The 17,421-nt window shown below is 57.4% G+C and carries 13 protein-coding genes; 10 read left to right on the top strand and 3 right to left on the bottom strand.

Annotation, left to right across the window (positions count from 1 at the left end; genetic code table 11):
- Positions 1–2,838 (bottom strand): PKD domain-containing protein (locus AB0P14_RS01505; protein WP_363836812.1); only part of this gene is annotated, 2,838 nt, incomplete at its 3' end.
- A gap of 726 nt (positions 2,839–3,564) precedes the next feature.
- Between AB0P14_RS01505 and AB0P14_RS01510 the strand changes: the two genes are divergently transcribed.
- The 5 genes from AB0P14_RS01510 to AB0P14_RS01530 are packed head-to-tail and all read left to right on the top strand — an operon-like array spanning position 3,565 to position 8,795.
- On the top strand, positions 3,565–4,869 hold the full coding sequence (locus AB0P14_RS01510) for a hypothetical protein (protein WP_363836814.1): 1,305 nt from the start codon (positions 3,565–3,567) through the stop codon (positions 4,867–4,869).
- Positions 4,866–6,125: a hypothetical protein gene (locus AB0P14_RS01515; protein WP_363836816.1), complete on the top strand. Its 1,260-nt coding sequence runs from the start codon at positions 4,866–4,868 to the stop codon at positions 6,123–6,125. The genes AB0P14_RS01510 and AB0P14_RS01515 overlap by 4 nt, the downstream gene beginning before the upstream one ends.
- Complete coding sequence (locus AB0P14_RS01520; RefSeq protein WP_363836817.1) at positions 6,112–6,966, top strand: sulfotransferase; 855 nt, start codon at positions 6,112–6,114, stop codon at positions 6,964–6,966. The genes AB0P14_RS01515 and AB0P14_RS01520 overlap by 14 nt, the downstream gene beginning before the upstream one ends.
- Positions 6,963–7,808, top strand: coding sequence for a Wzz/FepE/Etk N-terminal domain-containing protein (locus tag AB0P14_RS01525; RefSeq protein ID WP_363836819.1), 846 nt, complete (start codon positions 6,963–6,965; stop codon positions 7,806–7,808). The genes AB0P14_RS01520 and AB0P14_RS01525 overlap by 4 nt, the downstream gene beginning before the upstream one ends.
- A gap of 51 nt (positions 7,809–7,859) precedes the next feature.
- A complete protein-coding gene (locus tag AB0P14_RS01530) occupies positions 7,860–8,795 on the top strand; it encodes a glycosyltransferase family A protein (protein ID WP_363836821.1) in 936 nt (311 codons plus the stop codon).
- Between the two features lie 73 nt (positions 8,796–8,868).
- Here AB0P14_RS01530 and AB0P14_RS01535 read toward each other — a convergent pair whose 3' ends face one another.
- Positions 8,869–9,849 carry a sulfotransferase gene (locus AB0P14_RS01535; RefSeq protein WP_363836823.1) on the bottom strand — a complete coding sequence of 327 codons (981 nt, stop codon included), beginning with the start codon at positions 9,847–9,849 and terminating at the stop codon, positions 8,869–8,871.
- A 258-nt stretch (positions 9,850–10,107) separates the two neighbouring features.
- On the opposite strand from AB0P14_RS01535, the gene AB0P14_RS01540 reads away from it, so the two are divergent.
- From AB0P14_RS01540 to AB0P14_RS01555, 4 genes are all read left to right on the top strand, one after another.
- On the top strand, positions 10,108–11,742 hold the full coding sequence (locus tag AB0P14_RS01540) for a hypothetical protein (protein ID WP_363836825.1): 1,635 nt from the start codon (positions 10,108–10,110) through the stop codon (positions 11,740–11,742).
- A 5-nt stretch (positions 11,743–11,747) separates the two neighbouring features.
- A complete protein-coding gene (locus tag AB0P14_RS01545) occupies positions 11,748–13,307 on the top strand; it encodes an oligosaccharide flippase family protein (RefSeq protein ID WP_363836827.1) in 1,560 nt (519 codons plus the stop codon).
- Between the two features lie 254 nt (positions 13,308–13,561).
- Complete coding sequence (locus AB0P14_RS01550) at positions 13,562–15,289, top strand: DNRLRE domain-containing protein (RefSeq protein WP_363836829.1); 1,728 nt, start codon at positions 13,562–13,564, stop codon at positions 15,287–15,289.
- Positions 15,290–15,458: 169 nt separating this feature from the next.
- The gene (locus tag AB0P14_RS01555; RefSeq protein ID WP_363836830.1) at positions 15,459–16,448 is read left to right on the top strand and encodes a hypothetical protein; all 990 of its coding nucleotides are present in this window, start codon (positions 15,459–15,461) and stop codon (positions 16,446–16,448) included.
- 139 nt (positions 16,449–16,587) lie between these two features.
- Here AB0P14_RS01555 and AB0P14_RS01560 read toward each other — a convergent pair whose 3' ends face one another.
- Complete coding sequence (locus tag AB0P14_RS01560; protein ID WP_363836832.1) at positions 16,588–16,881, bottom strand: hypothetical protein; 294 nt, start codon at positions 16,879–16,881, stop codon at positions 16,588–16,590.
- A 13-nt stretch (positions 16,882–16,894) separates the two neighbouring features.
- Between AB0P14_RS01560 and AB0P14_RS01565 the strand changes: the two genes are divergently transcribed.
- Entirely contained in the window at positions 16,895–17,326 is a 432-nt protein-coding gene (locus tag AB0P14_RS01565; RefSeq protein ID WP_363836834.1) for a hypothetical protein, read from the top strand.
- Positions 17,327–17,421: the final 95 nt, after the last annotated feature.

Below are 17,421 nucleotides of genomic sequence, written 5' to 3' on the forward strand. Positions count from 1 at the left end.
GCCATCATCATCGGTCACCGTCAACGTCACCTGGTAGGTATCCGCTGCAGCGAAGGTGCGGTTGAAGGTGGCTGAGGTGCCACTTCCACCATCACTACTGGACCACGCATAACTAGCAACAGTCCCATCCGAATCAGCGGACGTGGCGCCATTGAAACTACACACCAGGTTTGTACAGTTGGCGGTAAACGCCGCCGTCGGGGCAACATTCTCTGGAGGCGCAGTGACAGAAACCTCATGCGTGACAGCACCAGTGGCGCCATCATCATCGGTGACCGTCAGCGTGACCTGGTAGGTATCCGCTGCCGTGAAGGTGTGGTTGAAGGTGGCTGCGGTGCCACTTCCACCATCGCTACTGGACCACGCATAACTGGCAATTGTGCCATCCGAATCAGTGGAGCTTGCTCCATTGAAACTACAAACCAGGTTGGTACAGGCCGTAGTGAACGCAGCCACCGGTGCCTGGTTTTTCGGCGGAACGGTAGAACCGGTGCCGGGCTTATCAATCAGCGATTTCGCCGCCCAGTCAACCCCGTCTTGGCTCGGACCGCTCACCACAGTTGAGGTGCCGGTGACCGTGCCGGAGACAACGTTATCGCTCCAACCCATGCTGTTCAGATTTCCGTCGGAAGATGCCCAGTAGATTTTCCCATCTGCCAGGAACATCCCATTGACGTTCTTCCAATCCATGCCAGCCGCTGGCCCGGTAACGGTGAAGCGTTGAGCTCCAACAATGCCGGAGTTAAGGCTGAAGTAGCGCATGAACAGACTGCTTTGTCCGGCCAGCGTGTAGTAGATTCTCCCGTTTGAATAGAACAGTCCGGTCATGGACTGCATATCGACCGAGAAGTTGGTCAGCCCGTAAAGCTCCAGTGCTGTTGCGGAGCCAACCGTGGTGCCGTTGAACGGCGCCCGCAGGAAGTCACCAGAGGTAGTGGCCAGATACAGGGCACCGTTGGCAACAAATCCGCCTCGGACACTGTCCCAGGCGACGGAACCGGAAACAGCGCCCGTGCTGTTAGATCCCGTACTGCCATCGAAATACCGATTCGTCATTTTGTTGACTGTGCTTGGCAGTGGTGCAGCAGCATCGAGATTGAATATCTCCACGCCGTTGACAGCCGGGTTCTCCACATTGTGGGTGACGCTGAGAGTTACGGTACCGGTGCTGACAACGTCCTTGGAGACCATGGTGCCCACGTTGTGGCCCACGGCTTGGTTGACGTCATAGCTATCAAGCCACGGCTGACCGTTGATCTGCGTGTTAAAAATGCGTGATCCCGGAAGCGGTGTACACGAACAGCGATCAGCAAGATACAACCTGACCTGAACATTTGTGCCAACAGGTACGGGGAATGAATACGTCATGACTGGGTTGTCTGACGCGCTCCACCGCTCGCTGGAGAAAATGGCTGTCGGTGTGCTTGCCGGAACATTGGCGGTGACGGCACCAACGGCGTCGTAACCGGCCGCATTACCGGAGTTGATGTAGGCATTGGCTGGTGGAGAGGTGTCTCCCTGCCATGCCATACCGCCATCAAGACTGGGGATAGTATCGCCGCCAGAGTTCACCCGGTAAAGGTACCGGGCGTCGGTCGGTGCGTTGATGGCACCGCTTTGCATGACGTCAACGGGAAGCGTTGGCGCTGTGGCAATAGGTGGTAGCGCAGTACCGCCAGCGGTGGGGAACATCGCTATTCGTGCGCGATACAAACCACCTGCAATACGGTCGGTATCTGACCCTACCCATAGACCTTGGTCAGTTGCCATCAGGTCAAAGACGCCACGGCCGCGGTCACGTCCAGGTGCCCAGGTGATGGGCATTCCATTGACTGTTTCCAAGGCGCCGATACCTGGCCGGTCAACGGCACCCTGACCCGCAGCATCAGCGCGGAAGGGATTATTGACCCAACGGTTGTGTCCGCCGAAGTAGACCACGGCGCCGGTGTTTTCCAGTGCGTAGACACTGTCACCGCCGGTGTAGTCCACCCAGCTGGGGGTCACGCCCGATCCTGTGGCATTGGTTTCCCAGCGGGAAATGCTGTCACAGAGACTTGGTGGACCGCTACCGTATCCGCCCATGGAACCAAGCGTGAAGAATGTTCCATCTGGGGAGAAGTCCAGGTCATTGAGATAGTAGGCGAAACTGTTGTAACACATCGGTTTCCACGCATCAGTCTGCCAACTACTGACTGTGGCAGTGCCGGAGGAGAGATCGATCATGCCGACCTGCACCCGGTCCAGCCCATCCATGGTTCTGAAGTTACCTGTTACCACCATGGTGTTGCCATCAGGGGAAACATCGAATTTGTGGACAAACATCTCTCCGCCGTAGTGTGTGCCGGCGAAGGTGATATTCACGTTTGGACTCAATGCACCCGTTGTCGCATCCACTGCCGCCAAGTTGGTGCGGGCGGTGCCCCTGATGGTCAAGAAGCTACCGCCAATGTAGAGCTGGTTGCCGACGAGTTTCATGTCATGGACAACGGCATCAATCGAACCGGTGTTGAAGGCAGCGATCCGTGCACCGTTATTGACATTGAGTTTGACTACTTTCGGTACGGATGCACCGTTCATCGAGCCGAATTGCCCGCCCACATACACTGATTGCCCGTCAGGCGATGCAACAACTTTACGCACGGTGGCGTTAAATTGGGGGGCGAAGGTAGTACTGATGGCTCCCGTGTCCTTGTTAAAGGCGACGATGTAGCTGCGGGATAAGGTGGGGCCTCCGGAGCTAGCGCGTACTTGCGTGAAGCTGCCGCCCAGAACAATCATGTTGCCGACCTGGGCTACGGAGAAAACGATGCCGTCAAGTACGTTCGGTGTGTAGTTCACCGGCGTGGCTCTAACGACCGTTGGAAGGGTTTGGCTTGAAGCCGTTGCAGCATTGGGAACGGCGATGCCGAGTCCCAATACCATCAGAAACCCTGCAAAGACTGCTATATATCTTCGCATTCGAATTCCTCTACTCAAAGAATGAGTCTCGCCGCGAGAAACGGCAAACCGCATTCCCGCAAAAGTGACCCCTGAAACCGGCATAAAAGCACGGATGAATCATTATGTGTATTCCCTGTGAACGGATGAAACACTCGAGCGTCATGGTTGCTACCTAAAGTCCGAGAGTAATTACTTGTTTGGGGTCCAGCAATTACTTGCCCAAGTGTTTTCCGGGGAGGGTCGAGTATCAATTTTCCTTGAGATGTCGGCCCACTTTCAGAGCTAGCTGCCCAAGATCCCTTGAATGTGGCGAAATACTCGGAGCTACCCGAGTTTTGCTCACCGGCTACTCGTCTGTTCTTTAACGAGGAAAAATCTCTCCCAGTTTCACATTCCGCGAACTATGCTGACGAGCACTACCTGAATTACAGAAGCTATTTCTATGGAAAGTGTTAGGGAAAAACCTTGGAATCCAGGCTCAGCTGGCATTCTGCTAAAACTGTGAACGGACAGAACCCTCCACGGCATGTCCAACAACGGTCTCGCTTGTCGTTTTCGCGAATAGTGGCCAGCCCTGCGTTCCCTCTCGTCTTTTTTTTGCTCGGTTTCCCACTCTGGTGGGCCATGGGATTTGGCACGCTGGGTTTTCTGATCATGGCTGTCCCTCTGGGCTACCACCTCCTGCGGCGGAGTGTTCTGGTAGTACCTCGGGGTTTTGGGTTGTGGCTGCTGTTTGTGATGATCATGCTGATCGGGGTGGTAGTCCTCTGGACACCCGTGCCAGGGTTAGTGCTTGACCCCGGCTTGTCCCGTATTCTTCCCTGGGCCTACCGGGTTGCCTGGTTCGCAGCAGTGACTGTGGTGCTCTTGTTCATCGGCAACTCCACAGAGAAGACCCTGCCGCGCAAATGGTTGATTTTGCTGATGGCTTGGATGTTCGCCATCACGGTGATGGGCGGTTACGCCGGACAGTTTCTCTGGCAGCATGAATTCCCTTCGCTCATGGAAATCATCCTTCCTCGATCGCTTCGCTCCAATGTCTTTTTGAACTCGCTGATTCACCCCGGGCTTGCCCAGCTACAAGATATCCTCGGCTACCCCGAGCCACGTCCCAAGGCACCGTTCGACTACGCAAACTCTTGGGGTGCCAACTTCGGTATACTTTTGCCTTTTTATCTCATGTCCTGGCGATACCTGCGCAGCGCGCTACAAAAAACCGCGTTTATTGCCTTTCTGGTGTTGGCGATTCCGCCCGTCATATTCTCCCTGAACCGCGGCCTGTGGGCAGGACTTGCAGTGATGACAGCAGTATTGCTGATCCGTTTGACCCTGAACGGCAAGTGGATTGCCATTGTGGTCGCCGGCGTTTTGGCCGTCATTGCCTACGCGGTACTGCTGACAACGCCATTGTGGGACGTTTTACAAGCCCGACTCAATAACCCACACAGCAACGTGGGCCGATCCAATCTGGCTGAGACCACGGTGACCACCGTATTGCAATATTCTCCGTTAATAGGGTTCGGCTCCACCCGCCAGCGCCAAGGCAACTTCTTCTCCATTGCCGCCGGCGCTACGGCCGATTGCCACCAGTGCTCCCCGCCGCAGCTAGGGACACAAGGTTCGCTGTGGTACCTGATATTTGGCACGGGAATCCTTGGTGTCCTGCTATTCTGCGCTTTCGTCTTTCGTCGTACCCTCCCCGCTCTGAGGCGAGAATCCTCATGGGCCTCCCCACTGCTGTACAGCGTGGTGTTCTTCGCCTGCGTACTGCCGGTATACGACATGATCAGCTCCCCCCTCATGTTCTTGATGATTGCGCTAGGGCTCATCTGGCGCTACGAAATGAAACTCAAACAGGACGGACTGCAAACTCTCAGAGTACCCAGAGATACGCTGTTTGGGTCCGGAAGGAAGGGGTCACTGCCATGACCACAAGGAGTAGCAATCCCCGTCTGGATGACCTAATGGCGGTGGTGGAACAGCTCTATCCGCGGGCAAAGGTCACCGTATCCCGCGTCGGCAAGGACCCCACGGCGCTTCGGCTGGTGCCATTCCCTCGATACCCGCGCATGGTGGTCCCAGCCGGGGTACCTGCTGCCGCCGGAGACGCCCTTTCGCGGCCCAGCGCCGGTGACAGTAAACGCAGCGCTGCACCCCGCGAGTTGCTTTCTCAGATCCTGTCACACGGACTGGGCCCTGTATTGATGCCCTACGGTCTGGCCATCAGCAACCAAAGGGACTCCATAGTGGAGTATCTGAGTACTATTTTGGACCAGCCTGTGGTCATCTCCTTGACGGTTGGATCCGCCAGGGCCAACCGCAAACCAATTCTGAACGTCCATACCCAGAGCGGCCAAGAGATCGGCTTCGCCAAGGTGGGGCTCGGTCCGCTGACGAATTCTTTAGTCAGGCATGAAGCGACGGTTCTTGAGAAGCTCTCAATGGTTTCCGCAGGGCATTTCACGCTGCCACCAAAGATCCATTCCGGAACCTGGCAAAATCATGAAGTACTGCTCATGGGTGCCCTGCGTCCGGATATCAAACAACAGCTGCGAGGCGTTCCCCAAAGTACGGCCGCAGCGATCATCACCAGCAGCGGCGCCCTCGAGTATTCCCGCATTGCCGACAGCAGATGGCTGGCCACACTGCAAGAATCTCTGGAACCACTGCGCAATACCGACGATGGAGCCTTGCCAGCGCTGCTGGCAGATTTCAGCTCCGCTTATGGTTCGGTGGAGCTCCCCTTCGGCGCTTGGCACGGAGACTTTGGGCCTTGGAACATGGCATACACCTCAACATTGCCCATGGTCTGGGACTGGGAACGCTACGAAACGGCTGTGCCAGCGGGCTTGGACGTCGTTCACTTCACCGCACACCAGGCACTTCGCAAGATCGGTGATCTCTCAGCCGCCAGGGAAGCGTTGGAGCACGCCGTACCTGCTCCCTTACGAGAAGTGGTTTCATGCGCGACAGGCGAAGCTCTGGCGCACCCCCTGCAATTGACGGCTATTCGCTTGGCCTACCTCTTTACCATCGCTACCAGATTCACCCTCGATGCCCACACTCCTGACGGAAGTTCTGTCCGCGCATTGGCACGGTGGCATCACGAGGTTATTGCCGATCAGCTGCACCGAACGGTGTCAGCTTCTGACCACGAGGTGGAGATTCCCGATGACAGCCGTTGAAAAATTGCGAACGACAGCCCGCTCAGGCGCCCGAACCATCATTACGGGAGTAGGGCAGTTGAGCGCCCCGCTGCGGATGACGCCGTCGTTCCTCATTGCCGGCGCCCAACGATGCGCGACCACCAGTCTGTTTCGGATGTTGGCCCAGCATCCGGAGGTACACCCTCCCGCTCTGAACAAGGGCGTTCACTATTTCGATACGGCAGACAAGTTCCGACGGGGGCTGCGCTACTACACCGGCCACTTTCCACTACGCCGCCCAGCCACTTCAACTGGCATCACCGGAGAAGGCAGCCCCTACTATATTTTTCATCCTCTGGCCGTTCAGCGTATTGCCGCAGCGCTGCCTGAGGCGAAGCTGGTGGTACTGCTTCGCGACCCCGCAGAACGCGCCTTTTCCGCCTACAAGCAGGAGCTCAAGCGCGGTTTCGAAACGCTGCCATTCGCCGAGGCTTTGGACGCCGAAGCCCGCCGGCTAGACGGTGAGGAGGAGCGCATCATCTCCGATGAGGACTACCAGTCGTTCTCCCATCAACATCACGCTTACGTGGCCCGAGGCCGCTACGCCGCACAATTGGAGCGGGCCTTCGCTACCCTGGGCCGTGAACGCGTCCTGGTTATAGATGCCGATGACTTCATGCTCCCCGGATTGCCACAATGGCAAGAATTGACGGACTATTTGGGCATCTCCCCGTGGACACCGCAAGACGTCCTGCAATCCAATGCCCGACCCAGCAGCCCCATGCCTGAAGACATCCGTTCACTATTAGTTCGTGAGTTCGCCGAAGACGACGAAAGACTCGCCGAACTGTTGGGATACACACCAAGCTGGCGTCGATGACACTCACCTCCGCCCACGCCCCCAGCGCCCCTGCACCCCCGTATGCGGAGCCGATGGGTCCCCGGGAACCTCATTTGGGTGACTATCTGGCGCTGCTTCGGCGCTATTGGCAGGTGATTGCTGTCGCCCTCATGGTGGCGTTACTCAGCGGGGCTGCCATCCACCTGAGCTCGCCGGCGCGCTACAAGGCGCGCATTGACGTAGTGGTTATCGCCAGCTCTCTCGTCACTTCCCCTACCAACGTTTCCTCCGATGTTTCCATTGACTCTGCCGTGCAGATATTGCTCTCGGACCGGGTTCTTGGCGAGACTGCGCGAGCGTTGGATTATCCCGGCCGCTCCTCCGGACTCCTGACAGATATGACCATCTCTCCACTTATCAATTCCAGAATCCTCCGGCTCTACGTCACCTCGCCCACACCTGAGATGGCCTACAGCGCTGTGACCCTGTTGGTCCAGAACTTCTTGGAAGTGCGTCAAGCAGCGTTGCTTACGGACCGGGATAACGCGACCACCGCCATCCAAGCTCAATTGACCTCGCTGCAGGCTGCCCTAGAGCTACCACTGTCTTCGTCGCCGCTGAACGGGCGGGATCCCACTCAAACTAATCGTGAACTCGTAGCCGAACAAAACCGGTTACAGACTCAGCTCATTTCCCTCACGGTCAATAATCCTGCTCCTGGCTACATCTCGCATGAAGCCATATTGCCCACCAACACCGTCCGTTCTGGTGGCTATATCGTCATGGGATCCGCCACGGGCGTAGGGCTGCTGTTGGGCTGCTTCACTGCCGCCATCCTCGACCGGAGACGGCAGCGACGAAACCTGAAATGGGAGAACTGACATAAGCATTCTTGCGAGCATCTTGTACCCACGAGCCACTAGGAGACCCCGGTGAAACCCACATCATTTAGCCCGACCAGCTCGGTTGACGTCATCATTTGCACGAAGGACCGGATCGAGCTGCTGGCCAAGGCCATCAGATCCATCACCGAGCAGGACTATCCAGGAAACATTCGAATTACGGTGGTCTTTGATAACAGCCCCGTGCGGGCAGACCTGCAGATGACGTCACCTACTCGGCAGGTACGCGTCATGACGAATTCGCGTACGCCGGGACTCCCCGGTGCCCGTAATACGGGGCTACTGGAGGCAACCCATCCACTTGTGGCGTTCTGCGACGACGACGACGCCTGGCGAGCAGACAAACTTGTGAGTCAAGTAACGGCCATGGCAGCTACCAACGCCACAGCCTGCGTCTGCGGTATCGAGGTCCATTTTGGTGAGGAGCGCCGCCAACGCATTCCAGCGGGCCCCGAGGTCACTGTCAGCGCGCTTTCAGGCAGTCGACTTACCGGCGCCCACCCTTCCACCTATCTCTTCGACCGTGACCATTTGCTGGGCAACGTTGGCCTGGTGGACGAGGAGCTCCCCTACGGTTACGGGGAGGACTATGACTATCTGCTGCGCAGCGCCCAGCAGGGGAAGGTCACGGTGCTCCCCCGAGTCGGAACAGATGTGTTGTGGCACCCGCAAGGATCCTATTTCTCGCGGCGCTGGGAAGCCATGGCGGACGGGCTGGAATATCTGATGGCCAAACATCCCGAGATCACCGCTAACCGGCGCGGATCAGCATGGATGCAAGGCCAGCGAGCCTTTGCACTCGCTGCTCTCGGCAATCAGCCAGGCACGGCAGCCAAGACAGCCAGAAAGTCTCTGCAACTAAGTTTGCGTGAACCTCGCGCGTATTTGGCGCTAGCCGTCACAGCCAAACTACTCAAACCCGCCTACGTGGTGAAAGTCCTCAACTCTCGTGGACGCGGGATCTAGATATCGATTGTCCAGGCAACTCGGCTAGCTCCGTTCCACAGGCTCCAGGCAAGTTATCGAGCCCTCGACCGGTTTACCTGCGTTGGCCATACATCATGCGTAAGGGGAAACTCAGGAGACTGGCCAGCCGCCGGTCGTTGGCGGGCATCTTCTGCTGCCATTCGGTGTCCTTGCGGATCTTCAGGGTGCCCGTCTTCATCCGCATGGGGTTTCCGGCCACGGTGTGGTGAGCGGACAGTTCGACAGTGTCAGATTCTATGTGCGCCACCGAAGCCTCTGTTGGCTGGACTCCCATGAATTCCAGAACCTCTGCCACGACTTGGCTTGGATGCGACATAAAGTCCTCATAGTGCACAGTTTTCATGTCTACTCGCAACAGCGTCAGCATGTGGAAAAGCACGCTGTACAGTGACCAATTAGCGACGGCCGCCACCGTTGAGTAGCGTGGCATGTACTCCTCCGCATTTCCAACCTCCGGGCGTCGAACCACCTTGGCCCAGGAGAAGGCCACTCCTCGTGGATCCCGTACCACCAATAGACACTTGAGATTGATCCGTGCCCGGCGCAAGAAGTAAGCATAGGCCGGATGCTTGCTGGAATCGACGATGAACTGGGCACCGCTCACGTCCACGGCAGCCCCGTACAAAGCCTCAAGTCGTGCCAGTAGCCTCTTCGCCCGCACTCTCCGTGAACGTGGCGAGATACCTGTAATGAGCTCGAGCAGCCACCTGTTGCGAACAACTTCGCGTCGGTCAGCCACCGTTTCCGCAACGTCCAAGGCAGCCCAGCTGCCGTAAGCTTTTTCTCCCACACTCAGCCAAAAAGGGCACTGACTAAAGGACAGCCCACAGCCACACAATTCATCATCTCGCAGGCCGCGCTCCCACAAGTGCAGGACCTCGCCGAGGCCCACCACATCGGGGCATTCCGCCAAACATCGTTCCAGCAGCGTGGAGCCGCTTCGCCCAAATCCACCGAGCATCAAGACATGAGGCTGTGCCGAATGTGTTTCAGTATTCTTCGCGACTGCACGAAAGGGCAGGAACTTGTTCATTGAAATCGTCCTTGAACGTGTACGAACGTGGTGTCTGTGGGAATTCCATTTCTCATCAGTCTGCCACCGCCTGTCAAGGGTTCAACCGTTGGAATGACTGCCTGCCGGGAAAATGGCTACTTGTTTGCAGATGCCTATTACTTGAATGTAAAGACAGGTGCTCTGGCCCCGTCCGCTCCTGCTTTCCTTGTGCCATGATGGTCAAATAGGCGACCTTCTAAGCCGCCTGCTGGTCTCGATTAGTGCAGGTGATGAACGTTGAATGAAGCAGTCTTGCGCCCCAATTATTTTGCAAGGGCCATGCGCCACCACGGGGTGTTGGCGCTGGTGATCCTGATTCTTGGTGCCATGTTTGGTGCTGGTGTGGTGGCCACGGCAAAGCCCAGTTATTCCTCCACCAGCAGTGTCTTTCTGGAACCGTTGGTGGGAAATCCCTACTCACCGAGCACCCCCACGTCCCGCACTGAACAGCTGGCAGCGTTGACTACTGAGGCGGGGCTGGTTTATACCGATGCGGTCATGCAGTCCGCAGTGGCCCAGGCACAAGCTGATGGGTTCAATCTGGGTACGGACGTCAGGGAGAACATCTTCACCGAGGTACCTTCCAACTCAACGGTGGTACAAATTACCTACACCCGTTCAACTCCAGAACTGGCTCAGGCCGGCGCACAAGCACTGGCTGAAGCATATTTGGGGTATCGCAAGGACAGGTCCACCAACGTAGTTACTGCTCAAAATGAACTACGCAAGCAGCAACAAAGCGCCATCAACACGTTGCTTACGGATGCCTCCACCCGTCTCAATGCTGCCAAGCTGGCCGAGGCCGATGCCGCACAAATTCTTGACCTGCAGCAGCAAGTAACGCTGTACGCCGGGCAACTGGCTACTGTGAATCTGGATCAGACGGAGGCCGACGCGACGTCGATCGCACCCGGGGACATTATTAGCCCAGCTGTTCTCCCTACGGCCAAGAACGGCATGAACCCCATGTTCCTAGGGCTTGCGGCCCTCTTAGTTGGTGCCGCCATGGGTGTGGTGCTGGCCCTCGCCCGCGAAAATGTTGACCAACGAGTTCGCGATGCCGAGGACTTCGCCGGTACCGGCGTACATCCTGTCCGCGGTGCCATCCGCCGATGGAAGCCCCTGGGTGAGAGCGTGCCCGACGTTGAAGGCTACCGAAGGTTGGCCAATATCTTGGGCGCCTCAGAGACTGCGCGGCACAAGGTGCTCCTGCTGGCGGCCACGCCTCAAGGTGCCGACACCGCAGCGGTGGCCCGAGGCGTGGCACAAGCCTTCCGCGAAACTGGAACAGCCGCCGTCGTACTTGAAGCAGTTCCGCAGGCTAATGAGACTGACGGCACCCCACGCCAAGGTCTGACGGATTTTCTGAACGGGACGCTTCCCGTCTCCGCAGTCTGGGGCATGCTGGACAGCGACGGCCAACTCTCGGTTATTCCTATCGGCACCCAGCCTAAGCAACTCCCGGCACTTATCCAGGGACCAGCAATGGCTCGGCTGTTGAAGGAGCTTACGCGCAGGCCCACGGTGGTGTTGGTGGCTGGAACGTCGCTAGGCACTGGAATCGGCGTGGCGCTAGCGCGGCATACAGCTGCGGTGTTGCTGGTTGTCGACGGTCAGCGCGCCAAGGTCACTGACCTGACGGCCTCACGCGACCTACTGGAACAAATTGGCGTGCATTCTGCCGGGGCCGTTTTGTTGCGCAGCCCAGAGCGTCGGCAGGCCCAAAACACCGCAGTTGAACCGCCGTTAGCCATCAGCGTATCCTCGCCTACCCCGGAAATGCGCCGGCGACGCCAGGCTGGGACACCAGCGGGTACCGCTGTCCAACCCGGATCGAAGGACGAACCGCTGCTAGCCCGACCGCACAGCTAGTACCGATGGACACCCTTCCTCGATCATCGAATCCAACGCGCGGCGAACTTGAGTCAGTAGCAGCGGGGGGTGTTAGCGATGCCGAACACTCGGTCAAAAGAATTGCGAAGTCCGGTTCCGCGAATCTCCTGGGTGCGGGGCTATCGGCCGTTTCCGGCTTCCTGCTGATCGTCCTGATCTCACGGCTATGGGATGCAGAAACTGCTGGACTCATCTTCGCAATTTCTTCCGTTTTCCTGATTGCCTTGGCGCTCTCCGAGATTGGCGTTGACCAAGGGTTGATTCGTTTCATCGCCTGGAACAGCGCCAGAAACACCCCCCACAACAACCGATATCTCATCCGGCACAGCGTTTTCATCGCACTGTCGGTCAGTGTTGTCATCATGATCGTGGGCATGGTGTTTGCCGATCCCCTGGCGCGTCTGCTCTCCGGTGGTGGCACGGCGAGCCAGGCAACGCAGATGATCGTGATCTTTGCCGCGACACTGCCCATCGCAGCTTGCTACGAACTCACGCTCGCTATCACCCGCGGGCTAATCATCATGAAACCGACCATCGTGATCGAACGGATTATCCGTCCGCTCTTGCAGGTGGCCTTGGTGCTAACTGTCTCGCTGACAGTCTCGAACGCCTCCATGTTGGCTATTGCGTGGGCGGCACCGTACGTTGTGGCACTGCTCTGCGCACAAATCATGCTGTGGCGTACCCTGCGCCAAAACCCGGGAACATTTGGCACCGGGCGTCCGGAATCGCCACGTGAGGTCTCCGCCGAGTTCTGGAGATTCACCATTCCCCGCGGCGTGGCACGATTGGCCCAGGTAGCGTTACAACGATCAGACATCGCGATCGTCACTATTATTGCTGGACCCGCTGCCGCCGCTCTCTACACAGCCGTGACTCGTTTTCTGGTGCTAGGTCAGCTCGCAACGACAGCGTTGCAGCAGGTCAGTGAGCCACATATTGCGAAGTTGCTGGCCAAAGACAATCACCAAGGTGCCAAATTGGTCACGCAGCAACTAACGCTGTGGACCGTGTCACTGGCCTGGCCCATCTACCTGATTTTCATTGTTTTCGCCGGGCAACTTCTGAACATCGTGTTCGGCGCTGACTTTGTTATTGGAACCGATTCGCTGCGTATCCTCAGCGCGGCCATGCTGTTCGCCACCAGCATGGGCCCCCTGGATATGTTGCTGTTGATGGCGGGGCGGAGCAGCCTCTCTCTGATCAACACTGTCACCGCGTTGGCCGTCGACGTTGTCGGTTGTTTGCTGCTGGTACCAGTTCTGGGAATTTCCGGTGCGGCCATCGCCTGGGCAGCGGCCATTGTGGTCAGGAATGTCATGTGTTTCATTCAAGTCAGACGGACACTTGGAATCTCTCCGGCTTCCCGACAAACCGTCTTTATGGCCGGTGGCGTGATGGTGATCTTCCTCGCATACCCACTCCTGTGGCGTTTCTTACTCCCGGAGGCTATCTTGTTCGACGTTCTAGCCATTGGGGTGTCTTTGCTCTGCTACGCAATTTTCCTGTGGTGGCGCCGGAAAAGTCTGGTTTTGCGAAGCTGACACGAGGCCCTCAAAGCAGTTCCCGCGCCGCATCATCCCTCCGGTTGATGCGGCCGTTTTTTGTGCTGTGCACCACAGGTAGAGTCTTGGCGGCTACCCAGATCAAGCCCTGATCAGGCCCTGCGGGACGGCCGAATTTTCCATAACAAGTTTTTTCAGCTAGTGTTCTATGCGCAATGTAACAAATCAATAACTATCGTTGCGGTTAGCCTGTGGCTGGGGTCAGGAAGGCTGCCAAAATGGAGTTCTAAAGTATGACGAAACACTACTCGTTCAAGGAGTTCAGCTCGACCCCTTCGAGCCCTAGCCGCAACTCTTCGGTATTCAATAAAAAAACATGCGCGGTTTCCGTCGCCGCAGCAACGGCCATTGTCGCTGGCGTTGTTTTGACTGTTCCCGTGGCCACTGCACAAGCAGCACCGGCCACAAATTCGACGGCGGATGCCTACACGGTTTCCACCCTTCCCAATAAGAACTACGGCGAGTCCGACAAGATTGCCGTCGGTCTGGACCAGCAGGACCGCAAGGCGGGATACCTCAAGTTCAGCGATCTGGGCGCTATTAAGTCCACAGACACCATCACCATTGATTTGCGTGTGACCGGCGGCGACGCTGGAACTCTGCAAATCTCCCAACTCGAGTCCACGTCATGGACCGAGACCGACATCACTTTCGGCAACGCACCAGCCACCACCAAAGTCTTGAGCACAGCCACCGTCGGCAAAGGCAAGCAAGATCTGACCCTCTCGCTGAGCGGAATTTCTGCTCCGGACGGCACAGTGGCGATTGCACTGACACGTTCTAGCGGCATCACCCGGATCGCATCCCGCGAAGCCTCCGCAACTGATCGTCCCGCCATTTCAGTGGGCAAGGATGGCAGCACCACGCCTCCCGTTGTAGCACCCACTACACCGCCGACGACCACGGCACCGGTCACACCCCCGGTGACAACGACACCCGCCAAGCCGCCGGTGACAACAACACCACCAACTGCTCCGAGCAACCCATCGGCATCTGATTGCACAGTTTCCGCCAAGTTGGTCCCCAGCTGTGGCGCATGGTTTGGTGCGGCAGCAAACCCGCTTGCCGGCGAAAGCTGGGATACGGCACTGACCAACTTCGAAAAGACTGCAGGACGCGATATGGACATCGCGCACTACTACAAGCGCGGTCAGTCCGCGATGTTCCCCAGCTCTGTGGAACTCAAACGCCAGGATGAAGCAGGCAAGAACCGTATCCTGTTCTACAACTGGAAGCCGACCGGAATGACGTGGCGCCAGGTGGCCGAAGGCCAGGCTGACGGCTACCTCAAGCAGTTGGCTGCACATATGAAGTCAAACGCTAAGATGCCGTTCTTCCTGTCTCTGAACGCTGAGATGGAGGACGAGGTCAACACCAATGCTTCATCCGGCCAGACCGCCACGGACTTCAAGAACTTTTTCCGTCACACCGTTTCGGTGCTCCGTTCCAACGGCGTGACCAACATGGTCAGTGTCATGAACTACACCGGATTGGAAAAATGGGCAGGCATGTCTTGGTACAACGATCTGTACCCGGGCAACGACGTGGTGGACTGGATCGCTCAGGATCCCTACGCCTTCGGCAAGGGCGATGTCTGGTTGAGTGACTTCGAAGGTATGGTCAACCGCACCTCTAATGCCAAGGTTTGGCCTGGTTTCTACAATTGGGCTGCAACCAATTACCCGGACAAGCCTCAGATGATCGGCGAATGGGGAGTCGATCAGCCTTCCAGTGTGCCCGGTTACAAGGCTGACTTCTTCAAGACGGCTGCTGCCGACTTGGCCAGCCTGCCTAAACTCAAGGCTCTTGTCTACTGGGATTCCAACGGCATCGACACCTCAGGAAACGCACTGAGTGTTGGACGTACCCAGATCAACAATGATCCTGCAGTACAGTCGGCATTCCGTTCCTTCGTAGGAAGCGACATTCTGACGGCACCTGGCGACGCTTACCTGAAGTAAGCCCCCACGTAAGAGGCGGGGTCAGTGATGAATTCATCACTGACCCCGCCTCTTACGTACCCCGCCCCAAAAGTACTCGTTTACCTCAGGCCACTGTTGACTTACCGTAAAGGTTCCAAGTCGGACAACCGGAGGAAAAGTGCATCGCTCGCTTCCTCGACTACTTTCTGTGGCACTCCTTGCAGTAGCTTGTGTTTTTCTGATTTCAAGCGGCCCGCAACCGCCTAGCTGCCATGTCCTTTTCGGTGTAGCCGCCAATCCGCTGTCCGCAGAACACAATTGGACTTCGGCTTTGCGGAACTTTGAAGCCGAAGTCGATAGAGATGTTGATGTGGCGCACTTCTACAAACGCGGTCAAGACAAACTATTTCCCACGCCCGATGAGGCGAATCGGGCCAATGCTGGCCCCGGGTCGCTGAAGCTCTTCTACAATTGGCGCCCCGACAACCTCACCTGGCGGGAGGTCGCGGACGGCGCTGCAGACCACTATCTCCACCAGCTGGCCGGACAACTATCGAGGACACTACACACACCCTTTTTCCTCTCGCTCAGTGCCGAAATGGAATCAAAGGTGGATCCAACCCCCAGCTCCGGGCAAACAGCCGCCGACTTCCGTGACTATTTCCGCCACGTGGTGACACTGCTGCGCACCACTCCTGGCGTCTCCGTCATTACGGTGATGAACTACACTGGCGCTACCAAGTTTGCTTTGGAGCCGTGGTTTACGGACCTTTACCCAGGCAATGATGTGGTCGACTGGATCGCACAAGATCCCTATGCTTTCAACCTTGACCAGACCCCGGACCTAGCCAGTCTTATCAACCGGCCCAACGGCACATGGCCTGGCTTCTATAACTGGGCCGCCACACACTATCCCGACAAACCTCAGATGCTCGCGGAGTGGGGGGTTGCGATCTCATCAGCTAATCCTGCTCCCAGCGCTGCCTTTTTTGTTCGAGCTACCCAACAACTCGGTGACTACCCAAAATTAAGGGCCCTGATCTACTGGAATCATTCCGGAGTTAAAGACGACGGACAGGTACTTGGGGTCGGAACCACCGCGCTGGGCAGCAGTCCGGAAGTACTCGCGGCCTTCAATCGCTTCATCAACAAATACACATCTGCCTCGCCAGAACATTGCCGACTCCCGATCGATTAATGACGAATCAGGCGCTTGTCAGCAACTTACGCGCTTACACCCCCGGCTTACTGTTTCGGTATCCGGAACTACCTATATCTTCTGCAAGCGCGCTGGAATATCATCGAGGCAGCCGGGAGCCCGGCGGACGGTTTCTACTTCAACCACGGAGTCTCAAGGTGAAGAACGTATTCAGTATTGCTGCACTATCCACCGTTGTCCTAGCACTTGCAGCCTGTTCCGGCAGCACCCAAGCTACGGAGGCAACCACTGCCCCGGCGACCAGTTCGGTGCATCCTTCGGCGACTAGTGCCCCGGCAGCTTCGCCTTCCGCACCAGCAAGCACTGTACCGAGTCCTGTTGGACCATCCAGCCCCGCCCCTAGCTCTCCAGCAGTAGCAGCTAGCCCCACCACCGAGCCTTCCGCCACACCGTTGGTTGACTTGGGACTCAATGAGCGTGGCAACTTGACCCAAAAAGTCGGTGTGACCAGTGTGTTCGGCGCCCCCACTGGCCAGCAATTCGCCGATCTCACTGCCGATAGTGTTCAGACCGATTTCCAGTGCACCACTCCGGATGCCAAGGCCAGCGTCAATGGCCAATTCGTTGCCATCAAGATATCGGTTGCAGCCAAGAGTAATTTCGAAGACTCGGGCTGGCCTAGCCTGGCGTTGTCCAATTTGGAGTTCACTGCTTGGGACGCCGCCGGTGTGAAGCTTATGGACCCGGTGGGCAACAGTGCCGGCTGCGTCCCGGACGCGGAGCTGATCGCATCCCCCATCGAGCCAGGGACCAATGCTACTGGTCTGGTGATCCTCGATGTTCCCAAGGGTGCCGGTTCTGCTGCGTTTGTGGTGGGCGGTTTCGAAGGATCCTACGGCTGGGAATGGCACTGGTAGTCTCGCACCACCGCACAAAGTTCGGCAGTGAAGAGGGGTGCAGGGTTCCCACCACATCATGTGGTGGGAACCCTGCACCCCTCTTGTTTGCTCGA

This window comes from Specibacter sp. NPDC078709 (assembly GCF_040686795.1).
Classification (GTDB): Bacteria; Actinomycetota; Actinomycetes; order Actinomycetales; family Micrococcaceae; genus Specibacter.